Annotated in this window: 20 protein-coding genes and 1 tRNA gene; 14 read left to right on the top strand and 7 right to left on the bottom strand. The window is 66.0% G+C overall.

What is annotated here, in order from left to right:
• Positions 1-13: 13 nt before the first annotated feature.
• From aceF to GH660_RS04140, 4 genes are all read right to left on the bottom strand, one after another.
• The gene (gene aceF, locus GH660_RS04155) at positions 14-1,657 is read right to left on the bottom strand and encodes a dihydrolipoyllysine-residue acetyltransferase (protein WP_153145292.1); all 1,644 of its coding nucleotides are present in this window, start codon (positions 1,655-1,657) and stop codon (positions 14-16) included.
• Between the two features lie 15 nt (positions 1,658-1,672).
• A complete protein-coding gene (gene aceE / locus GH660_RS04150; RefSeq protein WP_153145291.1) occupies positions 1,673-4,354 on the bottom strand; it encodes a pyruvate dehydrogenase (acetyl-transferring), homodimeric type in 2,682 nt (893 codons plus the stop codon).
• Between the two features lie 279 nt (positions 4,355-4,633).
• Positions 4,634-4,930 carry a hypothetical protein gene (locus tag GH660_RS04145; RefSeq protein WP_153145290.1) on the bottom strand — a complete coding sequence of 99 codons (297 nt, stop codon included), beginning with the start codon at positions 4,928-4,930 and terminating at the stop codon, positions 4,634-4,636.
• A 2-nt stretch (positions 4,931-4,932) separates the two neighbouring features.
• Positions 4,933-5,535, bottom strand: a complete 603-nt coding sequence (locus GH660_RS04140) for a cytochrome c oxidase subunit 3 family protein (protein WP_153145289.1) — start codon at positions 5,533-5,535, stop codon at positions 4,933-4,935.
• A gap of 203 nt (positions 5,536-5,738) precedes the next feature.
• On the opposite strand from GH660_RS04140, the gene GH660_RS04135 reads away from it, so the two are divergent.
• The 6 genes from GH660_RS04135 (at position 5,739) to GH660_RS04110 (ending at position 11,808) form a co-directional block, all read left to right on the top strand.
• Positions 5,739-7,619 carry a thiamine pyrophosphate-dependent enzyme gene (locus tag GH660_RS04135; RefSeq protein WP_153145288.1) on the top strand — a complete coding sequence of 627 codons (1,881 nt, stop codon included), beginning with the start codon at positions 5,739-5,741 and terminating at the stop codon, positions 7,617-7,619.
• Positions 7,616-8,227, top strand: a complete 612-nt coding sequence (locus GH660_RS04130; RefSeq protein ID WP_153145287.1) for an indolepyruvate oxidoreductase subunit beta — start codon at positions 7,616-7,618, stop codon at positions 8,225-8,227. Before GH660_RS04135 ends, GH660_RS04130 begins: the two co-directional genes overlap by 4 nt.
• Positions 8,228-8,300: 73 nt before the next feature.
• Positions 8,301-9,158, top strand: coding sequence for a bifunctional methylenetetrahydrofolate dehydrogenase/methenyltetrahydrofolate cyclohydrolase FolD (folD, locus tag GH660_RS04125; protein ID WP_153145286.1), 858 nt, complete (start codon positions 8,301-8,303; stop codon positions 9,156-9,158).
• The gene (purE, locus tag GH660_RS04120) at positions 9,159-9,668 is read left to right on the top strand and encodes a 5-(carboxyamino)imidazole ribonucleotide mutase (protein WP_153145285.1); all 510 of its coding nucleotides are present in this window, start codon (positions 9,159-9,161) and stop codon (positions 9,666-9,668) included.
• 5 nt (positions 9,669-9,673) lie between these two features.
• A complete protein-coding gene (locus GH660_RS04115; RefSeq protein WP_153145389.1) occupies positions 9,674-10,816 on the top strand; it encodes a 5-(carboxyamino)imidazole ribonucleotide synthase in 1,143 nt (380 codons plus the stop codon).
• Positions 10,813-11,808, top strand: coding sequence for an L-threonylcarbamoyladenylate synthase (locus GH660_RS04110; protein ID WP_153145284.1), 996 nt, complete (start codon positions 10,813-10,815; stop codon positions 11,806-11,808). The genes GH660_RS04115 and GH660_RS04110 overlap by 4 nt, the downstream gene beginning before the upstream one ends.
• Here GH660_RS04110 and GH660_RS04105 read toward each other — a convergent pair whose 3' ends face one another.
• On the bottom strand, positions 11,809-12,147 hold the full coding sequence (locus tag GH660_RS04105; RefSeq protein ID WP_153145283.1) for a 4a-hydroxytetrahydrobiopterin dehydratase: 339 nt from the start codon (positions 12,145-12,147) through the stop codon (positions 11,809-11,811).
• 126 nt (positions 12,148-12,273) lie between these two features.
• Between GH660_RS04105 and GH660_RS04100 the strand changes: the two genes are divergently transcribed.
• The 6 genes from GH660_RS04100 (at position 12,274) to GH660_RS04075 (ending at position 18,962) form a co-directional block, all read left to right on the top strand.
• Positions 12,274-12,349 (top strand) — tRNA-Ala (locus GH660_RS04100).
• A gap of 190 nt (positions 12,350-12,539) precedes the next feature.
• A complete protein-coding gene (locus GH660_RS04095) occupies positions 12,540-13,127 on the top strand; it encodes a CBS domain-containing protein (protein WP_153145282.1) in 588 nt (195 codons plus the stop codon).
• 49 nt (positions 13,128-13,176) lie between these two features.
• Positions 13,177-13,719: a hydrolase gene (locus GH660_RS04090; RefSeq protein ID WP_153145281.1), complete on the top strand. Its 543-nt coding sequence runs from the start codon at positions 13,177-13,179 to the stop codon at positions 13,717-13,719.
• A 10-nt stretch (positions 13,720-13,729) separates the two neighbouring features.
• The gene (locus GH660_RS04085; protein ID WP_153145280.1) at positions 13,730-15,127 is read left to right on the top strand and encodes a sigma-54-dependent Fis family transcriptional regulator; all 1,398 of its coding nucleotides are present in this window, start codon (positions 13,730-13,732) and stop codon (positions 15,125-15,127) included.
• Positions 15,128-15,517: 390 nt separating this feature from the next.
• Positions 15,518-16,915: a GntP family permease gene (locus tag GH660_RS04080; protein ID WP_153145279.1), complete on the top strand. Its 1,398-nt coding sequence runs from the start codon at positions 15,518-15,520 to the stop codon at positions 16,913-16,915.
• A gap of 34 nt (positions 16,916-16,949) precedes the next feature.
• A complete protein-coding gene (locus GH660_RS04075; RefSeq protein WP_153145278.1) occupies positions 16,950-18,962 on the top strand; it encodes an acyl CoA:acetate/3-ketoacid CoA transferase in 2,013 nt (670 codons plus the stop codon).
• Here GH660_RS04075 and GH660_RS04070 read toward each other — a convergent pair whose 3' ends face one another.
• Positions 18,963-20,243, bottom strand: coding sequence for a serine/threonine-protein kinase (locus GH660_RS04070; protein ID WP_153145277.1), 1,281 nt, complete (start codon positions 20,241-20,243; stop codon positions 18,963-18,965).
• Position 20,244: 1 nt separating this feature from the next.
• Complete coding sequence (argH, locus tag GH660_RS04065) at positions 20,245-21,630, bottom strand: argininosuccinate lyase (protein ID WP_153145276.1); 1,386 nt, start codon at positions 21,628-21,630, stop codon at positions 20,245-20,247.
• 34 nt (positions 21,631-21,664) lie between these two features.
• Between argH and GH660_RS04060 the strand changes: the two genes are divergently transcribed.
• Together GH660_RS04060 and GH660_RS04055 are read left to right on the top strand one after the other, a co-directional pair.
• On the top strand, positions 21,665-22,678 hold the full coding sequence (locus tag GH660_RS04060) for a sensor histidine kinase (protein WP_153145275.1): 1,014 nt from the start codon (positions 21,665-21,667) through the stop codon (positions 22,676-22,678).
• Positions 22,657-23,433, top strand: a complete 777-nt coding sequence (locus GH660_RS04055; RefSeq protein ID WP_153145274.1) for a LytTR family DNA-binding domain-containing protein — start codon at positions 22,657-22,659, stop codon at positions 23,431-23,433. The genes GH660_RS04060 and GH660_RS04055 overlap by 22 nt, the downstream gene beginning before the upstream one ends.
• Positions 23,434-23,439: the final 6 nt, after the last annotated feature.

The following is a 23,439-nucleotide window of genomic DNA, read 5'->3' as shown; positions in this document are numbered from 1 at the left end:
TCTCCTTCCCGGGTTACAGCGCAACGCGACGGAAGTCGGCGAGCAGCTGGGCGATATAGACGTTGAAACGGGTCGCCAGAGCACCGTCGATGACGCGATGGTCAGCGGTCAGCGACAGCGGCAGGGTCAGGCGCGGCACGAACTGCTTGCCGTCCCACACCGGCTTCATGGCCGATTTGTTGACGCCGAGGATGGCGACTTCCGGTGCATTGACGATCGGCGCAAAGTAAGTGCCGCCGATGCCGCCGAGGCTGGAGATGGTGAAGCAGGCACCGGACATGTCGGCCGGCTTGAGCTTGCCGTCACGCGCCTGCTTGGCCAGGTCGCCGGATTCCTGCGCCAGTTCGAAGACCGACTTCTTGTCGGCATTCTTGACTACCGGCACGACCAAGCCGTTCGGCGTGTCGGCGGCGAAGCCGATGTTGAAGTACTTCTTCAGTACCAGGTTGTCGCCGTCGAGCGAGGCATTGAACTCCGGATACTTCTGCATCGCCTTGACGCAGGCTTTCATCAGGAAGGCGAGCATGGTCAGCTTGGCGCCGCCGCCCTTCTCGTTCTCCTTGTTGAGCAGGACGCGGAATGCTTCGAGGTCGGTGATGTCGGCGTCCTCGTGGTAGGTGACGGCCGGGATCATGACCCAGTTGCGCGACAGGTTCTGGCCGGAAATCTTCTTGATGCGCGACAGCGGCTTGACCTCGATCTCGCCGAACTTGGCGAAATCGACCTTCGGCCAGGGCAGCAGGTCGAGCGTGCCGCCACCGCTGATACCGCCGCCAGCGGAAGCGACCGGGCCGGAAATGGCACCGGACATGACGCCCTTGACGTACTTGGTCAGGTCTTCCTTGACGATGCGGCCCTTGGGACCGGTGGCCGGGACCTTGGACAGATCGACGCCGAGCTCGCGGGCATAGGCGCGGACCGATGGCGAGGCGTGGACCTTGGAACCGAGCGGCAGGGCCGGGGCCAGCGCTACCGGGGCGGCAGTTGCGGTCGACGCTGCTACGGGGGCAGAAACCGGGGCCGCTGCTACAGCCGGCGCCGGCGCGGCGGCTTGCGGGGCGGGAGCGGCCGCTGGTGCACCAGCACCGGTTTCGACCTTGATCAGCACGACACCTTCGCTGACCTTGGAGCCGAGCTGGACCAGCACTTCCTTGACCGTGCCGGCAACCGTGCTCGGCACGTCCATCGTTGCCTTGTCGGATTCGAGCGTGGCGATCGCGTCGTCGACCTTGATGCTGTCGCCGACCTTGACGAACAGGTCGATGACCGGCACGTCGGAGAAATCGCCGATATCCGGCACCTTGACGTCGACCACGCCACCACCGGCGGCGGGGGCGGCAGCCGGTGCCGCAGCGGGCGCTGCTGCAGGTGCCGGGGCAGCCTGGGCGGCCGGGGCCGGCGCAGCCGCAGCAGCACCACCGGTTTCGACCTTGATCAGCACGACACCTTCACTGACCTTGGATCCGAGCTGGACAAGCACTTCGGTGACGGTACCGGCGACGGTGGAAGGAACATCCATCGTGGCCTTGTCGGATTCCAGCGTGGCGATCGCATCGTCGACCTTGATGCTGTCGCCGACCTTGACGAACAGGTCGATGACCGGCACGTCGGAGAAATCGCCGATATCGGGAACTTTGACTTCGATGATTTGGCTCATGTCGTCTCTCCCTTCTTATACCGACATCGGATTCGGCTTGGCCGGATCCAGGTTGTATTTGACCAGCGCGGCAGCGACCTTCTCGCGGGCGATCTCGCCGTTGTCGGCCAGTGCCTTCAAGGCAGCCAGCGTCACCCAGTGGCGATCGACCTCGAAATGGTGGCGCAGCTTCTCGCGGGTATCGGAACGACCGAAGCCGTCGGTGCCCAGCGTGACATACGGGGCCTTGACGAAGGGGCGGATCTGTTCGGCGAAGAGCTTGACGTAGTCGGTGGAAGCGATGACCGGGCTGGTGTTGCCGGCCAGCTTTTCCTCGACATGCGAAAGCTTCGGCGCTTCGAGCGGGTGCAGCAGGTTCCAGCGGGCAACGTCCTGGCCGTTGCGGACGAGTTCGTTGAAGCTCGGGCAACCCCAGATGTCGGCTTCGACACCCCAGTCGCTCTTGAGCAGGTCGGCGGCGGCGATGACTTCGCGGAAGATGGTGCCGGAGCCGAGCAGCTGGACGCGCAGCTTGCCTTCGCCGCCCTTCTTGAACAGGTACATGCCCTTGATGATGTCGGCTTCGGCACCGGCCGGCATTTCGGGGTGCTCGTAGTTCTCGTTCATCACCGTCAGGTAATAGAAGACGTCTTCCTGCTCCTGGAACATGCGGCGCATGCCGTCCTGAGTGATGACGGCGACTTCGTACTGGAAGGTCGGGTCGTAGGAGACGCAGTTCGGGATCAGGTTGGAGAGGATCAGACTGTGGCCGTCCTCGTGCTGCAGGCCTTCGCCGTTCAGTGTCGTGCGGCCGGCGGTACCGCCGATCAGGAAGCCGCGGGCGCGCTGGTCGCCGGCCGCCCAGCAGAGGTCCATGACGCGCTGCAGACCGAACATCGAGTAGCAGATGTAGAACGGGATGGTCTGCACGTTATGGACCGAGTACGAGGTGGCGGCGGCGATCCAGTCGCTCATCGCGCCCGACTCGTTGATCCCTTCCTGCAGCACCTGGCCGGTGGTCGACTCCTTGTAGAACATCAGCTGGTCATGGTCTTCCGGCACGTACTTCTGGCCTTCCTGGTTCCAGATGCCGACCGAGCGGAACATGCCTTCCATGCCGAAGGTGCGCGATTCGTCGGGCACGATGGGCACGACATTCTTGCCCACCTGCTTGTCCTTGAGCAGCATGTTCATGATGCGGACGATGGCCATCGTCGTGGACAGTTCGCGGCCTTCGCCGGAGGCCTTGAGCAGCGCGGCAAAGGTGTCGAGCGCCGGGATGGCGAGTGGCTCGGCCTTGCGCCGGCGCTGCGGCAGGAAACCGCCGAGGTCCATGCGGCGCTGGCGCATGTACTTGTATTCCTCGGAGTCTTCCGGGAAGGTCAGGTAGGGCAACTCTTCCAGCTTGTCGTCGGGCACCGGCAGCGCGAAGCGGTCGCGGAAGCGGCCGATTTGCTCCTTGTCCATCTTCTTCTGCTGGTGCGAGATGTTCATCGCCTCGCCGGCCTGGCCCATGCCGAAGCCCTTGATGGTCTTGGCGAGAATGAGGGTCGGTGCCCCCTTGTGGGTGACGGCGGCGTTGTAGGCGGCGAAGATCTTGAAGATGTCGTGGCCGCCGCGGTTGAGTTGCCAGACCTGGTCGTCGGTCCAGTCGGCGACCAGCGCCTTCAGTTCCGGCGTGTTGAAGAAATGCTCGCGCACGTAGGCGCCGTTCTTGGCCTTGAAGGTCTGGTACTCGCCGTCGCACAGTTCCATCATGCGCTTCTTGAGGATGCCGGCCTTGTCGCGCTGGAACAGGGCATCCCAGTGGGTGCCCCAGATCAGCTTGATGACGTTCCAGCCGGAGCCGCGGAATTCGGATTCGAGTTCCTGGATGATCTTGCCGTTGCCGCGCACCGGGCCGTCGAGGCGCTGCAGGTTGCAGTTGATGACGAAGATCAGGTTGTCCAGCTTCTCGCGGCCGGCCATGCCGATGGCGCCGAGCGATTCGACCTCGTCGGTCTCGCCGTCGCCGAGGAAGGCCCAGACTTTGCGCTTTTCCGCCTTGGCGGCATCGATCAGGCCGCGCGAGGCAAGGTACTTCATGAAGCGGGCCTGGTAGATGGCCTGGATCGGGCCGAGGCCCATCGAGACGGTGGGGAACTGCCAGAAGTCCGGCATCAGCCAGGGGTGCGGATAGGAGGAGATGCCCTTGCCGTCGGTTTCCTGGCGGAAGTTGTCCATCTGTTCCTCGGTCAGGCGGCCGAGCATGAAGGCGCGGGAGTAGACGCCGGGCACCGAGTGGCCCTGGAAGAAGATCAGGTCGCCGCCGGATTCGTCGTTGATGCCCTTCCAGAAATGCGAGAAGCCGACGTCGTAGAGCGCGGCGGCGGAGGCGAAGGAGGCGATGTGGCCGCCGACGTTGGTGTTCTTGTTGGCGCGCACGACCATGGCCATGGCGTTCCAGCGGATGTAGGAGTGGATCTTGATTTCCATGTCCGCGTTGCCGGGGTATTTCGGCTGCTGGTCGGCGGGAATGGTATTGATGTATTCGGTGTTGGCCGAGTAGGGGATGTCGACCCCGGCTTCACGCGCCTGGCCGATGACCTTCTCGATCAGGTAATGGGCCCGCGTCGGCCCTTCGTTGGCGATGACGCCTTGCAGCGCCTCGGTCCATTCTTGCGTTTCCTGGGGGTCTGCGTCCGTCGGGTCTGGCAGGGCATTCGGCTGGTCGGCCATGATTTTGTCTCCTAAGTTGGTTTTCACTCCGTTTCGCCTTTTGAGCGAAACGACTTTAACGCGAATTGTGGCGCTTCGGGGATGGATCGCAAACCCGTAATTACCCCTAGGCAACGTTTCGCATTGTAAAAACTAAATTCGTATCGTGCAATATGATCGACCGGGATTTTTGCGCAAATTCGCTAGTGGATTTCCCTTAGTCGGCAAGCGAAGCGGAACCCGGACGCGTCTCGTCGCGCCCGGCCGGTCACCGGCGGGCGTTGGCAAGGGTGGCGCGGTTCAGAGCGAGGCCCAGCGGGCCAGCGTGTCGCCGAAGAAGGCGGTGAGGAGCAAGGCGGTCGGGGCGACGGCGATGAAGCCCTGCAGCAGGCGGGCGATGAAGGGGTGGGCGACGTGTGACTCGATGAAGCAGCGCGCCACCAGCGCCCCCTTGAGCCAGATGATGGCGGCGACCAGCAGGGGCAGCCAGCGCGCGTCGCGGAACCATTCGCCGAGGCCGAGGCCGACCAGCGTCAGGGCGACCAGCGCCAGCCATGCTGCGGTCAACACCCGGAAACGGTCGATTTTCGTTTCCATGCTCAGGCCAGCACGTAGAACAGCGGGAAGATGATCAGCCAGATGATGTCGGTGGCGTGCCAGTAGCTGGCCAGCGCCTCCAGCCCGCTGTGGTCCGCCGCCGTGTAGCCGTGGAAGAGCAGGCGGGCGAGCACCCAGAGGATACCCAGGATGCCCCAGGTGGCATGGACCAGGTGGTTGAAGGTCAGGTAGTAGTAGACGGTGAAGAAGATGCCCGAACTGCCGTTGATGTCGTGTGCCAGGTTCCAGCTGATTTCGAGATACTTGGCGAGCGGATAGCCGAGTGCCACGAGCAGTCCGGCGACCAGCCAGAACACCGAGGCGCGGTGCCGCCCGCGGCGGATGGCGTTGACCGAACAGGCGATGAAATAGCTGCTGGTCACCATCAGCAGGGTGATCACCGTGCCGGCGACCACCGACAGGCGCTGGGCGCCGGCGTGGAAGGCATCCGGGAAATGGGCGCGGGCCACGAAATAGACGGCGAAGAGCACGACGAACTCGACGATCTCGCAGGTGATGCCGACCCAGATCCCCTTGTTGCCGGGGATGCGCCGGGTTTCGTCGAGCGGAAGCTCGGGGGGCGGCTGGAGTACCGCTGCGACCATGACTGCTGCTGCCGGGTGGGTAAAAGCCCATTCTGCGCGGAACGCGGGGCTGCGGCTTTGATCCAGGTCGGGCAAATCGGCAGCCGGCCGGAGGCATACAAGTGTTACAAGAATTAAATGCATCCGGCTTGCGCTGTATCAAATGCCGGGCCGGGCGGCTTCCTATAATGGTCTGCTTTGGTAACAATGATCGAGGAGTCGTCATGGCGGCAGTCATGCCCGCACCGGCCGCGAGCCGGGTTCTCTTGTCCGGCAACGAAGCGGTGGCCCGCGCCGTCTGGGAGGCCGGCGTCAAGGTCGCCGCGGCCTACCCCGGCACGCCGTCCACCGAGATGCTGGAAGTCATCTCGACCTACCCGGACCTCTACGCCGAGTGGTCGGTCAACGAGAAGGTTTCGCTGGAGGTCGCCATCGGCGCCGCCTACGCCGGTTCGCGCGCCTTCTGCTGCATGAAGCACGTCGGCATGAACGTCGCCTCCGACGCGCTGATGACGCTGACCCTGACCGGCGTCATCGGCGGCCTGGTGATCGCCATCGCCGACGACGTCGGCCTGTCGTCGTCGCAGAACGAACAGGACTCGCGCTACTGGGGCCGCTTCGCGCACGTGCCGGTGTTCGAGCCGGCCGATTCGCAGGAGGCCTATGCGATGACGCTGGCCGCTTTCGAGCTGTCCGAAAAGCATCAGGTGCCGGTCATCCTGCGCATGACCACGCGCATCAACCACGTCAAGGCGCTGGTCACCGTCGGCGAGCGCCAGCAATACATCGGCGCCGGTTTCAAGAAGGATCCGTCGCGCTTCGTGATGGTGCCGGGCAACGCCGGCAAGCGCATTCCGTTGATGTTCCAGCGAGACAACACCTTGCGCGCCGAGGCCGAGCAGTCGGCGTGGAACGTCATCGAGCCGGGCAGCGACCGGCGCGTCGGCTTCATCACTTCCGGCCCGGCCTACATGCACGTGCGCGAATCCTTCCCGGATGCGCCGGTGCTCAAGCTCGGTTTCTCGTGGCCGGTGCCTTTCGACAAATGCCGCGAACTGGCGACCATGGCCGATCAGATCGTGGTCGTCGAGGAAGTCGAACCGCTGGTCGAAACCGAACTGAAGGCGCAAGGGATCAAGGTCATCGGCAAGGACATCCTGCCGCTGCAGGGCGAACTGGCGCCGCCGGTCATCAAGCCGGTGATCGCCCGCCTGCTCGGCGAGCCGGTCGACGAAGTGCCGTTGCGCATCAAGCCGGCCCAGATCTTCCCCCGCCCACCGACCATGTGCGTGGCCTGCCCGCATCTCGGCGTCTATTACACCCTGTCGCAGGTGCGCAACCTGAACATCTCCGGCGACATCGGCTGCTACACGCTGGGCGCCGGCCATCCGTGGCAGGCGATGGATACCTGCGTGTCGATGGGCGCCTCGATGGGTGTCGCGCTGGGCATGGACAAGGGGCGCGGCGAGTCCGACAAGGACAAGCGCATCGTCGCCGTGATCGGCGATTCGACCTTCCTGCACATGGGCATGCAGGGCCTGCTCGACATGGTCTACAACAAGGCCAACGTCACGGTCATGCTGCTGGACAACCGCGCGGTCGGCATGACCGGCGGCCAGGACAACCCGGGCAACGGCCGCGACATCTATGGCGACGAGGCGCCGCGCATCGACTTCGCCAGGCTGGTCGAGGCGCTGGGCGTCAAGAAGGAACGTATCCATGTCGTCAATCCCTACGAGTTGCCGACGCTTTTCCGGACCATCCGCGACGAGGTCAAGGTGCCCGACGTGTCGGTCATCATCACCGACCAGCCCTGCGTGCTGATCAAGGATTACCACAAGCTCAAGCCCTACGAGGTGCTCGACGACAAGTGCACGGGTTGCGGCAACTGCCTCGATGTCGGCTGCCCGGCCATCCACGTCACACGGCGCGGCAAGGAGGTCAAGCCGAGCGGGCGTGAGGTCAATCTCGCCTTCGTGCGCATCGAGTCGTCCGTTTGCACCGGTTGCGGCCTGTGCGTCCAGCCCTGCGCGCCGGATGCCATCCAGCATTACGCGCCGGTCTCGCCGATCAAGCTGGTGACCAGGGAGGGCTGTTCGGCATGACTACAGTGACCAACATCCTCGTCGTCGGCATCGGCGGTCAGGGCGTGATGACCGCCACCGAAATCCTGGCCGAAGCTGCCATCGCGCTCGGCCAAGATGCCAAGAAGACCGAGGTGGCTGGCATGGCACAGCGCGGTGGCGTGGTGTCGTCGCACCTGCGTTTCGGCCCCAAGGTGCTGTCGCCGCAGATCGCGCCCGGCACGGCCGACGTGCTGCTCGCCTTCGAGGCGGCGGAAGGCTTGCGCTGGCAGCACATGCTGCGGCCGGGCGCCATTGCGCTGGTCAATGACTCGCGCTTCGTGCCACCGGTCGTCGAGCTCGGTTTGTTCGACTATCCGGCCGATCCGGTGGCCGAGATGAAGGCGGCCGGCACCAAGGTCGTCGCCTTCGACGCGACGACCATCGCGCAAGGGCTGGGTGACATCCGCCTCGGCAACACCGTGATGCTCGGTGCCATCGCCGATTACCTGCCGTTCTCGGCCGACGATCTGCTGGCCTGCGTGCTCCGGCGTTTCCAGAAAAAGGGCGAGAAGGTGGTGGAGATGAATCGCCTGGCTTTTGCGGCCGGTCGGGCGGCCGTTGGTGCAGCCGAAGCAGCCGTCGCCTGATTCTGTTAAAATCCGCGCCAAATCAAGGGGAAAGGCAGTCGCCTTTCCCGTTTTCTTTTTGCTGGATGCGACGATGACGGCACAAATTATCGACGGGAAGGCGTTGGCGGACGAACTGCGCCAGAGCTTCAAGGCCCGCGTGGAAGCGCTGGCTGCCAGGGGGCAGCGGCCCGGCCTGGTGGTCATTCTGGTCGGCGAGGACCCGGCCTCTCAGGTTTACGTGAAGAACAAGGTCAATGGCTGCCTGGCCATCGGCATGCATTCCGAAAAGATCACCTACGATGCTGCGGTCGACCAGGCCACGGTGCTGAAAAAGATCGCCGAGCTGAACGCCGACCCGGCGATCCACGGCATCCTCGTCCAGCTGCCGCTGCCGAAGCATTTCGACGAAGAGGCCGTGCTCGAGGCGATCGCCGCCGACAAGGACGTCGATGGCTTCCACGCCGAGAACGTCGGCGCGCTGGCCCAAGGCAATCCGCGCTTCATCCCGTGCACGCCGTATGGCGTGATGAAGATGTTCGAGCAGGGCAAGGTCGACCTGAGCGGCAAGGAAGCCGTCGTCATCGGCCGTTCCAACATCGTCGGCAAGCCGATGGCGCTGCTGCTGATCAACGCCGGGGCCACCGTCACCGTCTGCAACTCGCGCACCAAGGACCTTGCCGGCCACACCCGGCGCGCCGACATCCTGGTCGCCGCCGTCGGCAAGCCGAAGTTCGTCACCGCCGACATGGTCAAGCCGGGCGCCGTCGTCATTGACGTCGGCATCAACCGCCTGCCCGACGGCAAACTGTGCGGCGACGTCGATTTCGTTGGCTGCCGGGAAGTCGCCGGCCAGATCACCCCGGTGCCGGGCGGCGTCGGGCCGATGACCATCACCATGCTGCTGGCCAATACCATCGAGGCCGCCGAACGCAAGGCAGGGATCCGTTAAATGAGCGAAAGCACGCAAACCCGGAAGATTTCCGTCGGCATCGTTATGGGCTCCGACTCCGACTGGCCGACCATGCAGGCCGCCGCCGTCATCCTCAAGGATTTCGGCGTCGCCTTCGAGGCGCGCGTCGTTTCCGCCCACCGCACCCCGGACCTCCTTTTCGAATACGCCGCGACCGCCGGTCCGCGCGGCCTGCAGGCGATCATCGCCGGCGCCGGCGGCGCCGCCCACCTGCCGGGCATGCTGGCCGCCAAGACCACCGTGCCGGTGCTCGGCGTGCCGGTGCAGTCCAAGGCGCTGTCCGGCGTCGATTCCTTGCATAGCATCGTGCAGATGCCGAAGGGCATCCCGGTCGCCACCTTCGCCATTGGCGAGGCCGGTGCCGCCAATGCCGCGCTGTTCGCGGTGGCCATGCTGGCCAACGCCGATCCGGCGCTGAACGACAGGCTGCAGGCCTTCCGCCAGGCGCAGACCGACAAGGTGCTGGCGATGAAATTGCCGGAAGTATGAACGCCATGATCCTGCCGCCCGCCACCCTGGGCATGCTCGGCGGCGGCCAGCTGGGCCGCTTCTTCGTGACCGCCGCGCACGAGATGGGCTACCAGGTATGGGTCCTCGATCCGGACAGGAACAGCCCCGCCGGCCAGATCGCCGAACGCCACTTCTGCGTCGCCTACGACGACTACGCGGTGCTCGACGAATTCGCCGCCGGTTGCGCGGCGATCACCACCGAATTCGAGAACGTGCCGGCCGACACCCTCGACTACCTCGCCAAGTTCGTCCCGGTGCGCCCGGGGGCGGGCGCGGTGGCCGTCTGCCAGAACCGTATCGCCGAGAAATCCTTCCTGCGCGACAACGGCTTCCCGCACGGGCCGTTCGTTGCGGTCCACTCGGAAAACGACCTGAAAACCGTGCCGGCCGAGCTGTTCCCGGCCATCCTCAAGGTCGCCTGCTTCGGCTACGACGGCAAGGGCCAGGCCACCGTCAACAACGTCGAGGAAGCGCTGATCGCCTTCGGCCACTTCAAGGGCGAGCATTGCGTGCTGGAGCAGCGCCTGCCGCTCGACTACGAGGTTTCGGTCGTCCTGGCGCGCGACGGGAACGGCCGGGTCGCCTGCTTCCCGACCGGCGAGAACCGGCACACCCGCGGCATCCTCGACGTCTCCATCGTGCCGGCGCGTACCTCGGCCTGCCTGAAAAGCGACGCCGAGGATGTCGCCGCGCGCATCGCCGAGCAGCTCGGCTACATCGGCACCATGGGCGTCGAGTTCTTCGTCAGCCGTGGCAGGCTCATGGTCAACGAGATGGCGCCGCGCCCGCACAATAGCGGCCACTACACGCTCGACGCCTGCGTCACCAATCAGTTCGAGCAGCAGGTGCGCGCCCTGTGCGGGCTGCCGCTCGGCGAAGCGCGCGCCCACTCGGCGTCGGTCATGGTCAACCTGCTGGGCGACCTGTGGTACGACGGCGACACCTACCGCGAGCCGGACTGGGCCAGACTGTACGCCATTCCGAGCCTCAAGCTGCACCTCTACGGCAAGCACCACGCCCGCCCGGGGCGCAAGATGGGCCACTTCACGCTCATCGGCGACGATCCCGAAGCCGTGCAGCAGGCGGCGCTGGCCGCTCGCGCCGCCATTGGCATCCGGGACGAATGACACCGTCGGACGCCGATTACGCCCGCGCCGTCGAATTGCTGCGCGCCGGCGAACTGGTCGCCTTCCCGACCGAGACGGTCTATGGCCTGGGTGCCGATGCGGCCAACCCCGCGGCCGTGGCGAAAATCTTCGCCGCCAAGGGGCGGCCGGCCGACCACCCGCTGATCGTCCACCTCGCCGGCCACGATGCCGTCGACCACTGGGCCGAGCAGGTGCCGGACGTCGCTTGGGAACTGATGGAAACCTTCTGGCCCGGCCCGCTGACATTGATCCTGAAAAAGCAGGCCTGGGTGCCGTCGACCGTAACCGGTGGCCAGGACACCGTCGGTCTGCGCGTGCCCGGCCATCCCGTGGCGCTCGAACTGCTTCGCCGCTTCGCCATCGCCGCCGGCGAGCACGCCGGCATCGCGGCGCCGTCGGCCAACCGCTTCGGGCGCATCAGCCCGACAAAGGCAGCGCACGTCCGGGAGGAGCTTGGCGACCGGATTTCGCTGATCCTCGACGGCGGGCCGTGCACGGTTGGCATCGAATCGACCATCGTCGACTGCTCGCGCGGCGAGCCGGTCGTCCTGCGTCCCGGCCACATCGCCCCGACGCACCTGGAGGCGGTGCTCGGCCGCTGTCCGGCCATCGTCACCGCGAGCGGCGCGCCGCGCGTCTCGGGGTCGCTGGCGGCGCACTACGCGCCGCAGACGCCGATGCGCCTGATCGCCGCCAGCCGCCTGCTCGATTTCCTCAACGCCCAGCGCCACAAGGGCGACTGTTGCGGCGTCATTGGCCACAGCCAGCCGCCGCAGGCCGGCATGCCGCATCTCTGGCGCATGCTGCCGGCCGATCCGGTCGGCTACGCGCACGATCTCTATGCCGCCCTGCGCGACATGGACCATGCCGGCGTCAGCCTGATCGCTGTCGAAGCACTGCCCGAAGCGCCGGCCTGGGCGGCGGTCGCCGACCGTCTGCGGCGGGCGGTCGCCGGTTCCGGCCAGCCCTGATCAGAGCGCAAACAGCCGCTCGAGCTTGGCGGCGCAGATGAAATCGTTCTCCGTCAGCCCGCCGGCCGCGTGGGTCCAGTAACGGACTCGGCAGTCGGCATAGCCGACCGTCAGTTCCGGGTGATGGTTTTCCCGGTGCGAGATCCACGCCAGCGCATTCACGAAGGCCATGGTTTCGTGATGGTTGCGGAAACGCCAGGTCTTCTCGATGGTGGCGCCGGCCAGTTGCCAGCCGTCCAGCGCGGCGAGATATTCCCGGCTGGCGGCGGCGTCGAGCGCCGCCACGCCGCCTTCGCAGGGCTGGCATTTGCGGTTGCCGAGATCGCAGTGGGCATCCATGTTCGTCTCCCGTGGCAGGGTGTCTTCCCGATATCGGTCAGAGAGCGGGGGCGGCGCTTCGGTTCCGTCCGCCGTCAATATCGCCTTGAGAAGCCGGGGGCCGTGATATAGAATGGCGCCCACGTCGGGGGTATAGCTCAGTTGGGAGAGCGTCTGGTTCGCAATCAGAAGGCCGGCGGTTCGATCCCGCCTACCTCCACCACGAATGCCCAAGGGGCCGTCTGTCCGCAGACGGCCCTTTCGTTTTTTCCGCATTAGGGTTTACCCGCGGGGTTATTGCATTCGCGCGGTAGCCGTCCAATACTTCGGCGCAGGGGGCGCACCGATGCTTGCGTGCGCCCTGCCATCCTGTCGATTTCCAGCTGGTCAACCATCGCATGAAGGAGAGAGTCATGACGATTGCGGCAAAAGTGCGGACGCGCAAGATTTCCCCGCAGGCGGTACTGTGTGTTTCCGGAAGCTACATCCTGATCGGGCCGGAGTCGCCGGCCATCGAGGCGATGACCGATTTCTCGCGGGTGACGGCGGCGACGATCGGCGCCGGGGCGCCGGTGACGGTCGCCAACGCGACGATGATCTCGCGCGGCGTGCGCCTTCTCCTGGTGGTCGACGAGGACGGGCGGCTGCAGGGCCTGATCACGGCCCGCGACACGCTGGGTGAAAAGCCGATGCAGGTGAGCCAGGCGAAGGGGGCGAAACACCACGAGCTGACCGTTGCGGATCTGATGTGCCCGGTCGGCGAGATCGACACCGTGACCCTCAACGATGTGGTCAACGCCCGCGTCGTCGATATCCTGGATGCCCTGCGCAGCCTCGGGCGCCAGCACATCCTGGTCGAGGACGTCGATCCGGCGAGCGGTTCGCCGCGCCTGCGCGGCGTCTTCTCGGCGACGCAGATCGGCCGTCTGCTCGGGGTGCCAGTGCAGACCTTCGACCTGGCGCGGACCTTCGGCGAAATCGAAGCGGCGCTGGCCGACTAGGGGGAGCGATGAATCGCAGTGCGATATCTCCGCCGGAACGGAGGCCGACATGCTGATCCAGGCCAGCCAGTCGGTGCTGCTGCTGATCGATCTGCAGGCGCGTCTGGCGCCGGCAATACACGACATCGACGCCGTGTTGCGCCATAACCTGTGGCTGGTCGAGGTGGCGCAGCGCCTTGGCGTGCCGGTGGCGGCGACCGTCCAGTATCCGGCCGGGCTGGGGCCGATGGTGCCGGAACTGACGGCGCGCATTCCGGTGGCCGACGTCGTCGAGAAGATTCATTTTTCGGCGGCTGCCGACGGCTGCCTGGCGTCCCTGCCGGCGCTCGCACGGCACCAGGTCGTGCTGACCGGCACCGAAACCCATGTTTGCGTGCTGCAGACGGCGCTCGGCCTGCTGGCCCAGGGCAAGGAGGTCTTCGTGGTGGCCGAGGCGGTGGGCTCGCGGCGCCCGGAGGACAAGGAACTGGCGCTGCAGCGTTTGCGCCAGGAGGGCTGCCGCATCGTGTCGCGCGAGATGGTGGCGTTCGAGTGGCTGCACAAGGCGGGGACGGAGATATTTCGCCAGGTCAGCCGGGAATTGATCCGCTGAAACCCCAGACATGGCTGCCGACCTGGACCTGCGCGAACTCGCCAACCACTCCCTGCTCAGGCATTTCGCGGACGTCTGCGAAGGCGCCCTGATCGTCGACGCGCAGGCGCGCCTGGTCTGGATGAACGATCGCTACCCGGTGCGCCTGCGCATCGCCGACCCGGCGGCGGCGATCGGCCGGCCGATCGAGGAGGTGATCCCGAACAGCCAGATGCGCCTCGTGGTCGAGAGCGGCCGCCCGATCCTGCTCGACATCATGGATTTCGGCGCCGAGTCCTTCGTCGTCACCCGCCTGCCGTTGCGTGACGACAGCGGGGCCGTGGTGGGGGCGGTGGGCATCATGCTCTTTGACGATCCGCGCCACCTGACGCCGGTGGTGAGCCGCTACCAGCGCCTGCGCGCCGACCTGGCCGAGACCGAGCGCCAGCTGATCGAGGCGCGCCGGACGCGCTACACCTTTTCCAGCTTTCTCGGCGCCGGGCCGGCCTGCGTCGCGCTCAAGCAGCTCGCGCGGCGCGCCGCACGCCTCGCGTCGCCGGTCCTGATCCTCGGCGAGACCGGCTCGGGCAAGGAACTGCTGGCGCAGGCGATCCATGCGGCGAGTCCGCGCGCCCTGGCGCCGTTCGTCGCGGTCAACCTCGCTGCGGTGCCGGAAACGCTGCTTGAAGCCGAGTTCTTCGGGGTGGCGCCGGGGGCCTTCACCGGCGCCGACCGGCGGGGGCGCGACGGCAAGTTCAAGCTGGCCGACGGCGGCACCCTTTTCCTCGACGAGATCGGCGACATGTCGCCGGCGCTCCAGGCCAAGCTGCTTCGCACCCTGCAGGAGCACGAGTTCGAGCCGGTCGGCTCCAACCAGCTGACACGCGTCGACGTGCGGGTCATCGCGGCGACCAGCCGGGATCTCGAGGCGATGGTGGCGGCCGGCGAGTTTCGTGCCGACCTCTATTACCGGCTCAACGTGATCACCTTGCGCACGCCGCCACTGCGCGAGCGCCTCGAGGACATCCAGCCGCTGGCCGAGTATCTCCTCGATGAGATCGCCCGCCGTCACGGCATGTCGCCCTGCGAGATCGGCCCGGCGGCGCTCGAGCGCCTGCGCCGCCACGACTGGCCGGGCAACGTGCGCGAGTTGTCCAACGTTCTCGAGCGCGCCGTCCTGATGTCCGATGCCATCGTGCTGCAGATGGCCGACATCGAGCGGGTATTGCCGGCCGGCCGGGCCGTGCCGCCGGCCGCTGCGTCGCCGGCGATCGCCGAAACCGTGGCCGACGCCGAGCGGGAGGCGATTCGCGGCGCCCTGCGCTCGACGCATGGCAACAAGTCGCAGGCCGCGAAGCTGCTCGGCATTTCGCGCGCCGCGCTGTACGAGAAGATCGCGGTCCTCGGGCTCGACGTTCACGCGGCCTGACCTGTCCGGCATTCCGGACACCGTGTCCGCGCCGGCGGACAATCGCCGGTTGCGGTCGACCCCGGAAAATGCCCGAAATTACTGATCGTTCAACGAATTGATCATTCTGGCGCGGACCGTGCTTACAGGCGCACGGCAGGATCGACCTTGGGGGGGTTCCGGAATTTTTTTTCACCGTGCCGGGAGCATTGTGAAAAATGTGCGGCCGGGCAGTTGCGTTATGTCATTTCATTGGCGCACACTGTGGCCTCCCGTGACCGATCCGCCACTACGGGCAAGCTGTAGAAACATCTGGATTCAGCAGCAGCCGTCAGCAACCTGGGGTGTCCGGTGCGCCGTCCGGCGAATGGCCGGCCTCCCCGCCAATAAGAAGGATATGGAGGCTAGGAAATGGATTTCGTGATCGTACTGGGAGCCTTGTGCTTCCTGATGTTCGTTGCATACCGGGGTTACAGCGTCATCCTGTTCGCACCGGTCGCGGCACTCGGTGCCGTGCTGTTCACCGACCCGTCGCTGGTCGCCCCGATGTTCACCGGCTTGTTCATGGACAAGATGGTGGCCTTCGTCAAGAACTACTTCCCGGTCTTCCTGCTCGGCGCGGTGTTCGGCAAGGTCATCGAGCTTTCGGGATTCTCCAAGGCGATCGTCGCCTCGGTCATCAACCTGATCGGCCGCGAGCGCGCCATGCTGTCGATCGTGTTGGTCTGTGCGATCCTGACCTACGGCGGGGTTTCGCTGTTCGTCGTGGTCTTCGCGGTCTATCCGTTCGCCGCCGAGATGTTCCGCGCGGGCGGCATTCCCAAGCGCCTGATACCGGGCACCATCGCGCTGGGCGCCTTCACCTTCACGATGGATGCGCTGCCCGGCACGCCGCAGATCCAGAACATCATCCCGACCACCTTCTTCAAGACCAACATCTATGCGGCGCCCATGCTCGGGATCATCGGTGCAGTCTTCATCTTCATCGTCGGCATGGCCTACCTCGAATGGCAGCGGCGCAAGGCAGCGGCAGCCGGCGAGGGCTACGGCACCAACCTGCTCAACGAGCCGGAGCCGTTCGAGCACGAGAAGCTGGCGCACCCGCTGATCGCCATCCTGCCGTTGGTCATGGTCGGCGTCATGAACAAGGTGTTCACGGTGATGATTCCGCAAGCCTATGGCGAATCGGTTTCGTTCATCCCGGCGGTGATCGGCAAGGCGGCGCCGGTGGTCCAGCAGACCAAGGCGATCGCCGCTATCTGGGCAGTGGAGGGCGCCTTGCTGGTCGGCATCGCCACGGTCTTCATCTTTGCCGGCAGGACGGTGATGGAAAAGTTCGCCGAGGGCACCAAGACGGCGATCGGCGGCGCCCTGCTCGCCACCATGAACACTGCCTCCGAATACGGCTTTGGCGCGGTCATCGCGGCCCTGCCAGGCTTCCTGGTCATCGCCGACGCCTTGCGCGCCATTCCCAACCCGCTGGTCAACGAGGCGATCACCGTCACCGTGCTGGCCGGCATCACCGGCTCGGCGTCGGGCGGCATGGGGATCGCGCTGGCGGCGATGTCCGAGACCTTCATCGAGAACGCCCATGCGGCGGGCATTCCGCTCGAAGTCTTCCACCGTGTGGCGTCGATGGCCTCCGGCGGCATGGACACCCTGCCGCACAACGGCGCGGTGATCACGCTGCTGGCGGTGACCGGCCTGACCCACCGTCAGTCCTACAAGGACATCTTCGCCATCACCTGCATCAAGACCCTGGCCGTGTTCGTGGTCATCGCCACGTACTACCTGACCGGTATCGTCTGAGCGCTTGCGCCCGCCAATTACAAGGAGACAAGACATGCCAGCAGCCAAACACCCCGTCGCCCTCTCGCTGCGCGCGTCGGACACCGGCAAGGTGGTCAGCGCGCGCCAGGCAGTGCGCCTGATCAAGGACGGCGATACGGTCGCGACCGGCGGCTTCGTCGGCATCGGCTTCGCCGAGAACATCGCCGTCGCCCTCGAGGAACTCTTTCTGGAGGGCGAACAGGCCGACATGCACGGCCTCGGCAGCCCGCGCAACCTGACCCTCGTCTATGCCGCCGGCCAGGGCGACGGCAAGGAGCGCGGCCTCAATCACTTCGGCCATGACGGCCTGGTTTCCCGCGTGCTAGGCGGCCACTGGGGCCTGGTGCCGAAGCTGCAGCAGCTGGCCGTGGCCAACCGGATCGAGGCCTACAACCTGCCGCAGGGCGTCATCACCCATCTCTTCCGCGATATCGCCGCCGGCAAGCCGGGCACCATCACGCGGGTCGGCCTCGGCACCTTCGTCGATCCCCGTTTCGGCGGCGGCAAGCTGAACGAGATGACCAAAACCGACGTCGTGCGCCTGATGGAAATCGACGGCGAGGAATATCTTTTCTACAAGGCCTTGCCGATCAATGTCGGCATCATCCGCGGCACCACCGCCGATCCTGACGGCAACATCACGATGGAAAAGGAGGCGCTGACCCTCGAAGCGCAGGCCATTGCCATGGCGGCGCGCAACTCCGGCGGCACCGTCATCGTCCAGGTCGAGCGCATCGCCGAGCGCGGTACGCTCAACCCGCGCCAGGTCAAGATTCCCGGCATCATGGTCGATTGCGTGGTGGTCGCCGAAAAGCCGGAGTACCACCTGCAGACCTTCGCCGAGCCATACAGCGCGGCCTTCGCCGGCGAGATCAAGGTGCCGATGTCGGCGATCCCGCCGATGGCGATGAGCGAGCGCAAGATCATCGCGCGCCGGGCCGCGCTGGAGCTCAAGGCCAACGCCGTGGTCAACCTCGGCATCGGCATGCCCGAGGGCGTCGCCAACGTCGCCGCCGAGGAGCAGATCATCGACCTGATGACGCTCACCGCCGAACCCGGGGTCATCGGCGGCGTGCCGGCCGGCGGCCTCAGTTTCGGCGCGGCGACCAACGCCCAGGCGATCATCGACCAGCCCAGCCAGTTCGACTTCTACGACGGCGGCGGCCTCGACATCGCCTTCCTCGGCCTGGCGCAGGCCGATAGGCAGGGCAACCTCAACGTCTCCAAGTTCGGCCCGCGCCTGGCCGGCGCCGGCGGCTTCATCAACATTTCGCAGAACGCCAAGAAGGTGGTGTTCGTCGGCACCTTTACCGCCGGCAACCTGGATGTTGCGGTCGACGCCGGAAAACTGCTGATTCTCGAGGACGGCAAGGCGAAGAAGTTCGTCGAGGAGGTCGAGCACCGCACCTTCAGCGGTCCGCAGGCGGCCAAGTGGGGCAAGACCGTGCTCTACGTCACCGAGCGCTGCGTCTTCCGGCTCTGCCCGGAAGGGCTGGAACTGATCGAGGTCGCGCCCGGCGTGGATCTGCAGAAGGACATCCTCGACAAGATGGACTTCATGCCGATCATGCATGCCGAGCCGGCGCTGATGGACAGCCGGATCTTCCAGGAAGATCCGATGAAGATCCGGGCGCAGATGCTCGAAATACCGATGAGCGACCGTCTCACCTACGATGCCGCGAAAAACCTCTTCTTCCTCAATTTCGAGGGGCTCAGCGTGCGCAGCCAGGACGACATCGCGCGCATCGAGCAGGCGGTGGACGATTGCCTGAAGCCGATCGGCCACAAGGTCTTCGCCATCGTCAATTACGACCGCTTCTCGATCCTGCCGGAACTGGTCGAGGACTACATCGCCATGGTCAAGGGCGTCGTCGAGCGCCACTACCACGACGTGACGCGGTACACCTCGAACACCTTCCTGCGCGTCAAGCTCGGGGAAGCCTTGGAGAAGGGGAGCCTCGCGCCGCACCTGTACGAAACGGCGAGCGAAGCCGAGGCCTCGCTGCCGGTGGCAGAAGGCGGCTAGCTAAATCGCCGCGACCCGCTGGTTGGAGAGCGCCAGCCGGGTCGCGAGGACGTCGAGAAAGCCCTGGTAGAAGTGCATCCGGCAGGATTCGGATGCCTTTTCCAGGGCTTCGCCACGAATGGTGACGATGCTGGCAGCGTTCTCGGCAATGACGTCGGCGCTGCGCACGTTGCCGTGCCGGCTGATCACCGCCATTTCGCCGAAACAGTCGCCGCTGGCCAGGGTGTCGAGTTTGCGGCCGTTCTTGCTGACCGTCAGGGTGCCGTCGGCGACGAAGCAGAAGAAATTGCCCGGCTCGCCGTCGCGCATGATCGCCGTGCCGGGGGCGACATGCTGCCAGTCGGCGAAACGCAGCGCCTCCCAGATTTCGACATCGGTGAAGTCGGCGAAGAAGGGCAGGGCACGCAGGGTCGCGAATTTCTCGGTGTCGGCGAATTCGCTGGGCTGGTTCTTCAGCAGGTGGTTGCGCACCGCCTGCGCCAGGTCGTGCCCGAACGCCTGCCAGGTGGGGTAGCGGTCATCGAGATTTCTCGCCATCGCGCGGCCGACGATCTCGTCGAGCACCGCCGGCAGCCCCGGCCGCTGCGCCGAAGGGCGGGCCGGCGTGCCATTGACGATCTGGTAGACCATGTTGTAGTTGTTGCTCGCCTCGAACGGCAGCTTGCCGGTCAGCAGCTGGTGCATGACGACGCCCAGCGAATAGATGTCGGTGCGGTGGTCGAGAAACTGTTCCTGGACCTGCTGGGGCGACATGTAGGCCGGCGAGCCGATGCCGGAAACCAGCGTGCGGTCGCCGCGGGCGTTGGTGATGGCGGCGCCGAAATCGGAAATCTTGATGTCCGAGACGCCGGCGAGCAGGATGTTGGCCGGCTTGATGTCGCGGTGGGTGATGCCGAGGCGATAGGCGAAATCGAGCGCCCGCGTGCACTTGAAAATCAGCTCGACGACGCGGTCGACCGGCAGCAGGCTGCCGGGCTGGGCGTGCGCGTCGAGCGTGCCGCCGGCGACGTACTCCATGACGATGTAGCAGATGTCCTCGGTGACCACCGCGTCGTAGATCTGGACGATGTGCGGATGGTTGAGCTTGCCGATCAGCGAGGCCTCGTTGAGGAACAGGTTGCTGTACAGCCGGCCCTTTTCCGGGTCGCGCAGGATGCCCGGGCTGGCGACCTTGATCGCCACGTCGCGCTGGGCAAAGGGATCGCGCCCGAGATAGACGGTGCTCGTCGCGCCGTCCCCGAGCTTGCGGATCAGTTCGTATTTGCCGAGCTTTTTTTTCATCTCAGAGGCGGCTGCGCGCCCGCTGCACGGCGGCGCGCACCTGCTCCGGCGCGGTGCCGCCGACGTGGTTGCGCGAGGCGAGCGAGCCGGCCACGGTCAACACCGTGTAGACGTCGGTTTCGATCAGCGGCGAGAACTGCTGCAGTTCTTCCAGCGTCAGGCCGGGCAGGTCGACGCCCTTGAACTCGGCCGCCTTGACGGCATGGCCGACCGCTTCGTGCGCATCGCGGAAGGGCAGGCCCTTCTTGACCAGGTAGTCGGCGAGGTCGGTGGCGGTGGCGAAGCCCTGGGTCAGGGCGGCCTGCATCGCCTCCGGCTTGACGGTGATGCCGCCGGCCATGTCGGCGAAGATGCGCAGCGTGTCGGTCACGGTGTCGACGGCGTCGAACAGCGGCTCCTTGTCTTCCTGGTTGTCCTTGTTGTAGGCCAGCGGTTGCGACTTCATCAGGGTCAGCAGGCTCATCAGCTGGCCGTACACGCGACCGGTCTTGCCGCGCGCGAGTTCCGGCACGTCCGGGTTCTTCTTCTGCGGCATGATCGACGAGCCGGTGCAGAAGCGGTCGGCGATCTGAATGAAGCCGACGCGCGGGCTCATCCACATCACCAGTTCTTCCGACAGCCGGCTGATGTGCATCATCAGCAGCGCGCAGGCGGCGGTGAATTCGATGGCGAAGTCGCGATCCGAGACCGCATCCAGCGAGTTCTCGCAGACGCCTTCGAAGCCCAGCTGTTCGGCGACGAACTGGCGGTCGATCGGGTAGGTCGTGCCGGCCAGCGCGGCGGCGCCGAGCGGCAGGCGGGCGACGCGCTTCTTGCAGTCGGCGAAGCGCTCGCCGTCGCGGCCGAACATCTCGAAATAGGCCAGCATGTGGTGCCCGAAGGTGACCGGCTGCGCCACCTGCAGGTGGGTGAAGCCGGGCATCGGCGTCGCCGCTTCCTTCTCGGCGAGGTCGACGAGGGCGGCGCGGAACTGCTTCAGCAGCAGCTGGATGTCGTCGATCGCATCGCGCAGGTAGAGGCGGATGTCGGTCGCCACCTGATCGTTGCGCGAGCGGCCGGTGTGCAGGCGCTTGCCGGCGTCGCCGACGAGCGCGGTCAGGCGCTTCTCGATGTTGAGGTGCACGTCCTCGAGGTCGAGCGACCATTCGAACTTGCCGGACTCGATTTCCTCGGCGACGATGGCCATGCCGCGCTCGATGTCGGCGAGGTCGGCGGCGGCGATGATGCCCTGCTTCGCGAGCATGCGGGCATGGGCCAGCGAGCCGCGGATGTCCTGGCGCCACATGCGCTGGTCGAAGTCGACCGAGGCGGTGTAGCGCTTGACGAGATCGGAGACCGGCTCGGAGAAGCGTCCGGCCCAAGTGTATTGTGCGGCGTTGGATGTCATAAAATGGGGCAATCGAAGCGAAAAAGCATCAGGAATGACAAGTATACGGCACTTTCCGGCAACGCATCCGCTACCCGACTGGCGCAACTTCGGCGTCATGCTGCGCGTGCTGCTCGGCGCCAATCTCCTGGCGCTGGCCGTCGCCTTCGTCCAGTCTCCGGGGATCGCCGACTGGACGGCGCGCTACGTCGAGATGGCGGCGCTGGTCGAGCCGCTGCTGCTGCTGGTGCTCGGCCTGCTGGCCGGCCTGCGCAACCCCCTGCGCGCCCTGCCGCTGCGCCTCGGGCAGGCGTGCGTGGTGGCGCTGGTCGCCGGCCTCGCCTTCGCCCAGCACCTGTTCTGGCAGTCGCTCGGTTTCGGCGACGGCGGCAACCCGCTGCGGCCGGTGCTGCTGGCGGCGGCCGCCGCCGTGCTGCTGCTGAGCTATTTCGAGCTGCGCGCCCGCGCCTTTTCGCCGGCCCAGACCGAAGCGCGGCTGGCGGCGCTGAACGCCCGCATCCGCCCGCATTTCCTGTTCAACTCGCTGAACGCCGTGCTGTCGCTGATCCGCGCCCGGCCGCAGCAGGCCGAAATGGCGCTGGAGGCGCTGTCCGACCTCTTTCGCGCGGCGATGCGCGACCCCGGCGAACTGGTCAGCCTGACCGACGAGATCGCCCTCGGCAAGCAGTATCTGGAGCTTGAGAAGCTGCGCCTCGGCGAGCGTCTTGCGGTCGACTGGCAAATCGGGGTGATTTTCCCGGCGCAGCCCATTCCGCCGCTGATGCTGCAGCCCCTGCTCGAAAATGCCGTCTATCATGGCATCGAGCCGGCCCCGGAGGGGGGCATCATCCGCATCGCCATCGCGCGGCGCGGCGATGAACTGCACATCGCCATCGCCAATCCGACGACCGCCAACGGCCAGCACGGCAACGGCAACAACATCGCGCTCGCCAACATCCGCGAACGGCTGGCCTTGTATTACGATCTCGAGGCGCGGCTGGAAATCGACGCCGGCGAGAAGAACTACGAGGTCCGCATCATCCTGCCATGCCGCAAGACAAGCCGCTGAAAATCCTCCTGGTCGACGACGAGCCGCTGGCGCGCACCCGCCTGCGCGAACTGCTGGGCGACATCGCCATCCAGTTCGCCAGCGAGGTCGTCGGCGAGGCCGGCAACGGCCTGGCAGCGCTCGACTTCCTGCGCGACCACCCGGTCGACGTCGTGCTTGCCGACATCCGCATGCCGGGCATGGATGGCATCGAGCTGGCCGGCCATCTCGGCGCCTGCGAAAAGCCGCCGGCGGTCATCTTCACGACGGCCTACGACAATTACGCGGTCCAGGCCTTCGACCTCAATGCCGTCGATTACCTGCTGAAACCGGTGCGCACCCAGCGCCTGCTGACCGCGCTGCAGAAGGTCGCGGTCGCGCCGCATCCGGACTCCGCAGTGCTCGCCGGCATCGGCCAGGCGGTGCGCGGCGGCGGGCGCACCCATCTTTCCTGCCATGAGCGGGGGCGCCTGCTGCTGGTGCCGGTCGCCGAAGTGCTCTATTTCAAGGCCGATCTCAAATACGTCACCGCCCGCACGGCAGAACGCGAATACCTGCTCGACGAGGCGCTGACCCATCTCGAAAGCGAATACGCCGACCGCTTCATGCGCCTGCATCGCGCGGTGCTGGTCGCCAGGTCGGCACTGGCCGGGTTCGAGAAGGCGGCGGGCGACGATGTCGACGCCTACGGCTGGGCGCTGTTGCGCGGCGTTCCGGACAAGCTGCCGGTCAGCCGCCGGCAGTGGGCGCCGGCCAAGGCGGCGCTGACCGGTTGAATGCCC

It is taken from the genome of Dechloromonas sp. H13 (assembly GCF_009469615.1).
Lineage (GTDB): Bacteria > Pseudomonadota > Gammaproteobacteria > Burkholderiales > Rhodocyclaceae > Azonexus.
Note: the sequence above shows the minus strand (reverse complement) of the source record. Positions and strands in the feature narration are given on the sequence as shown.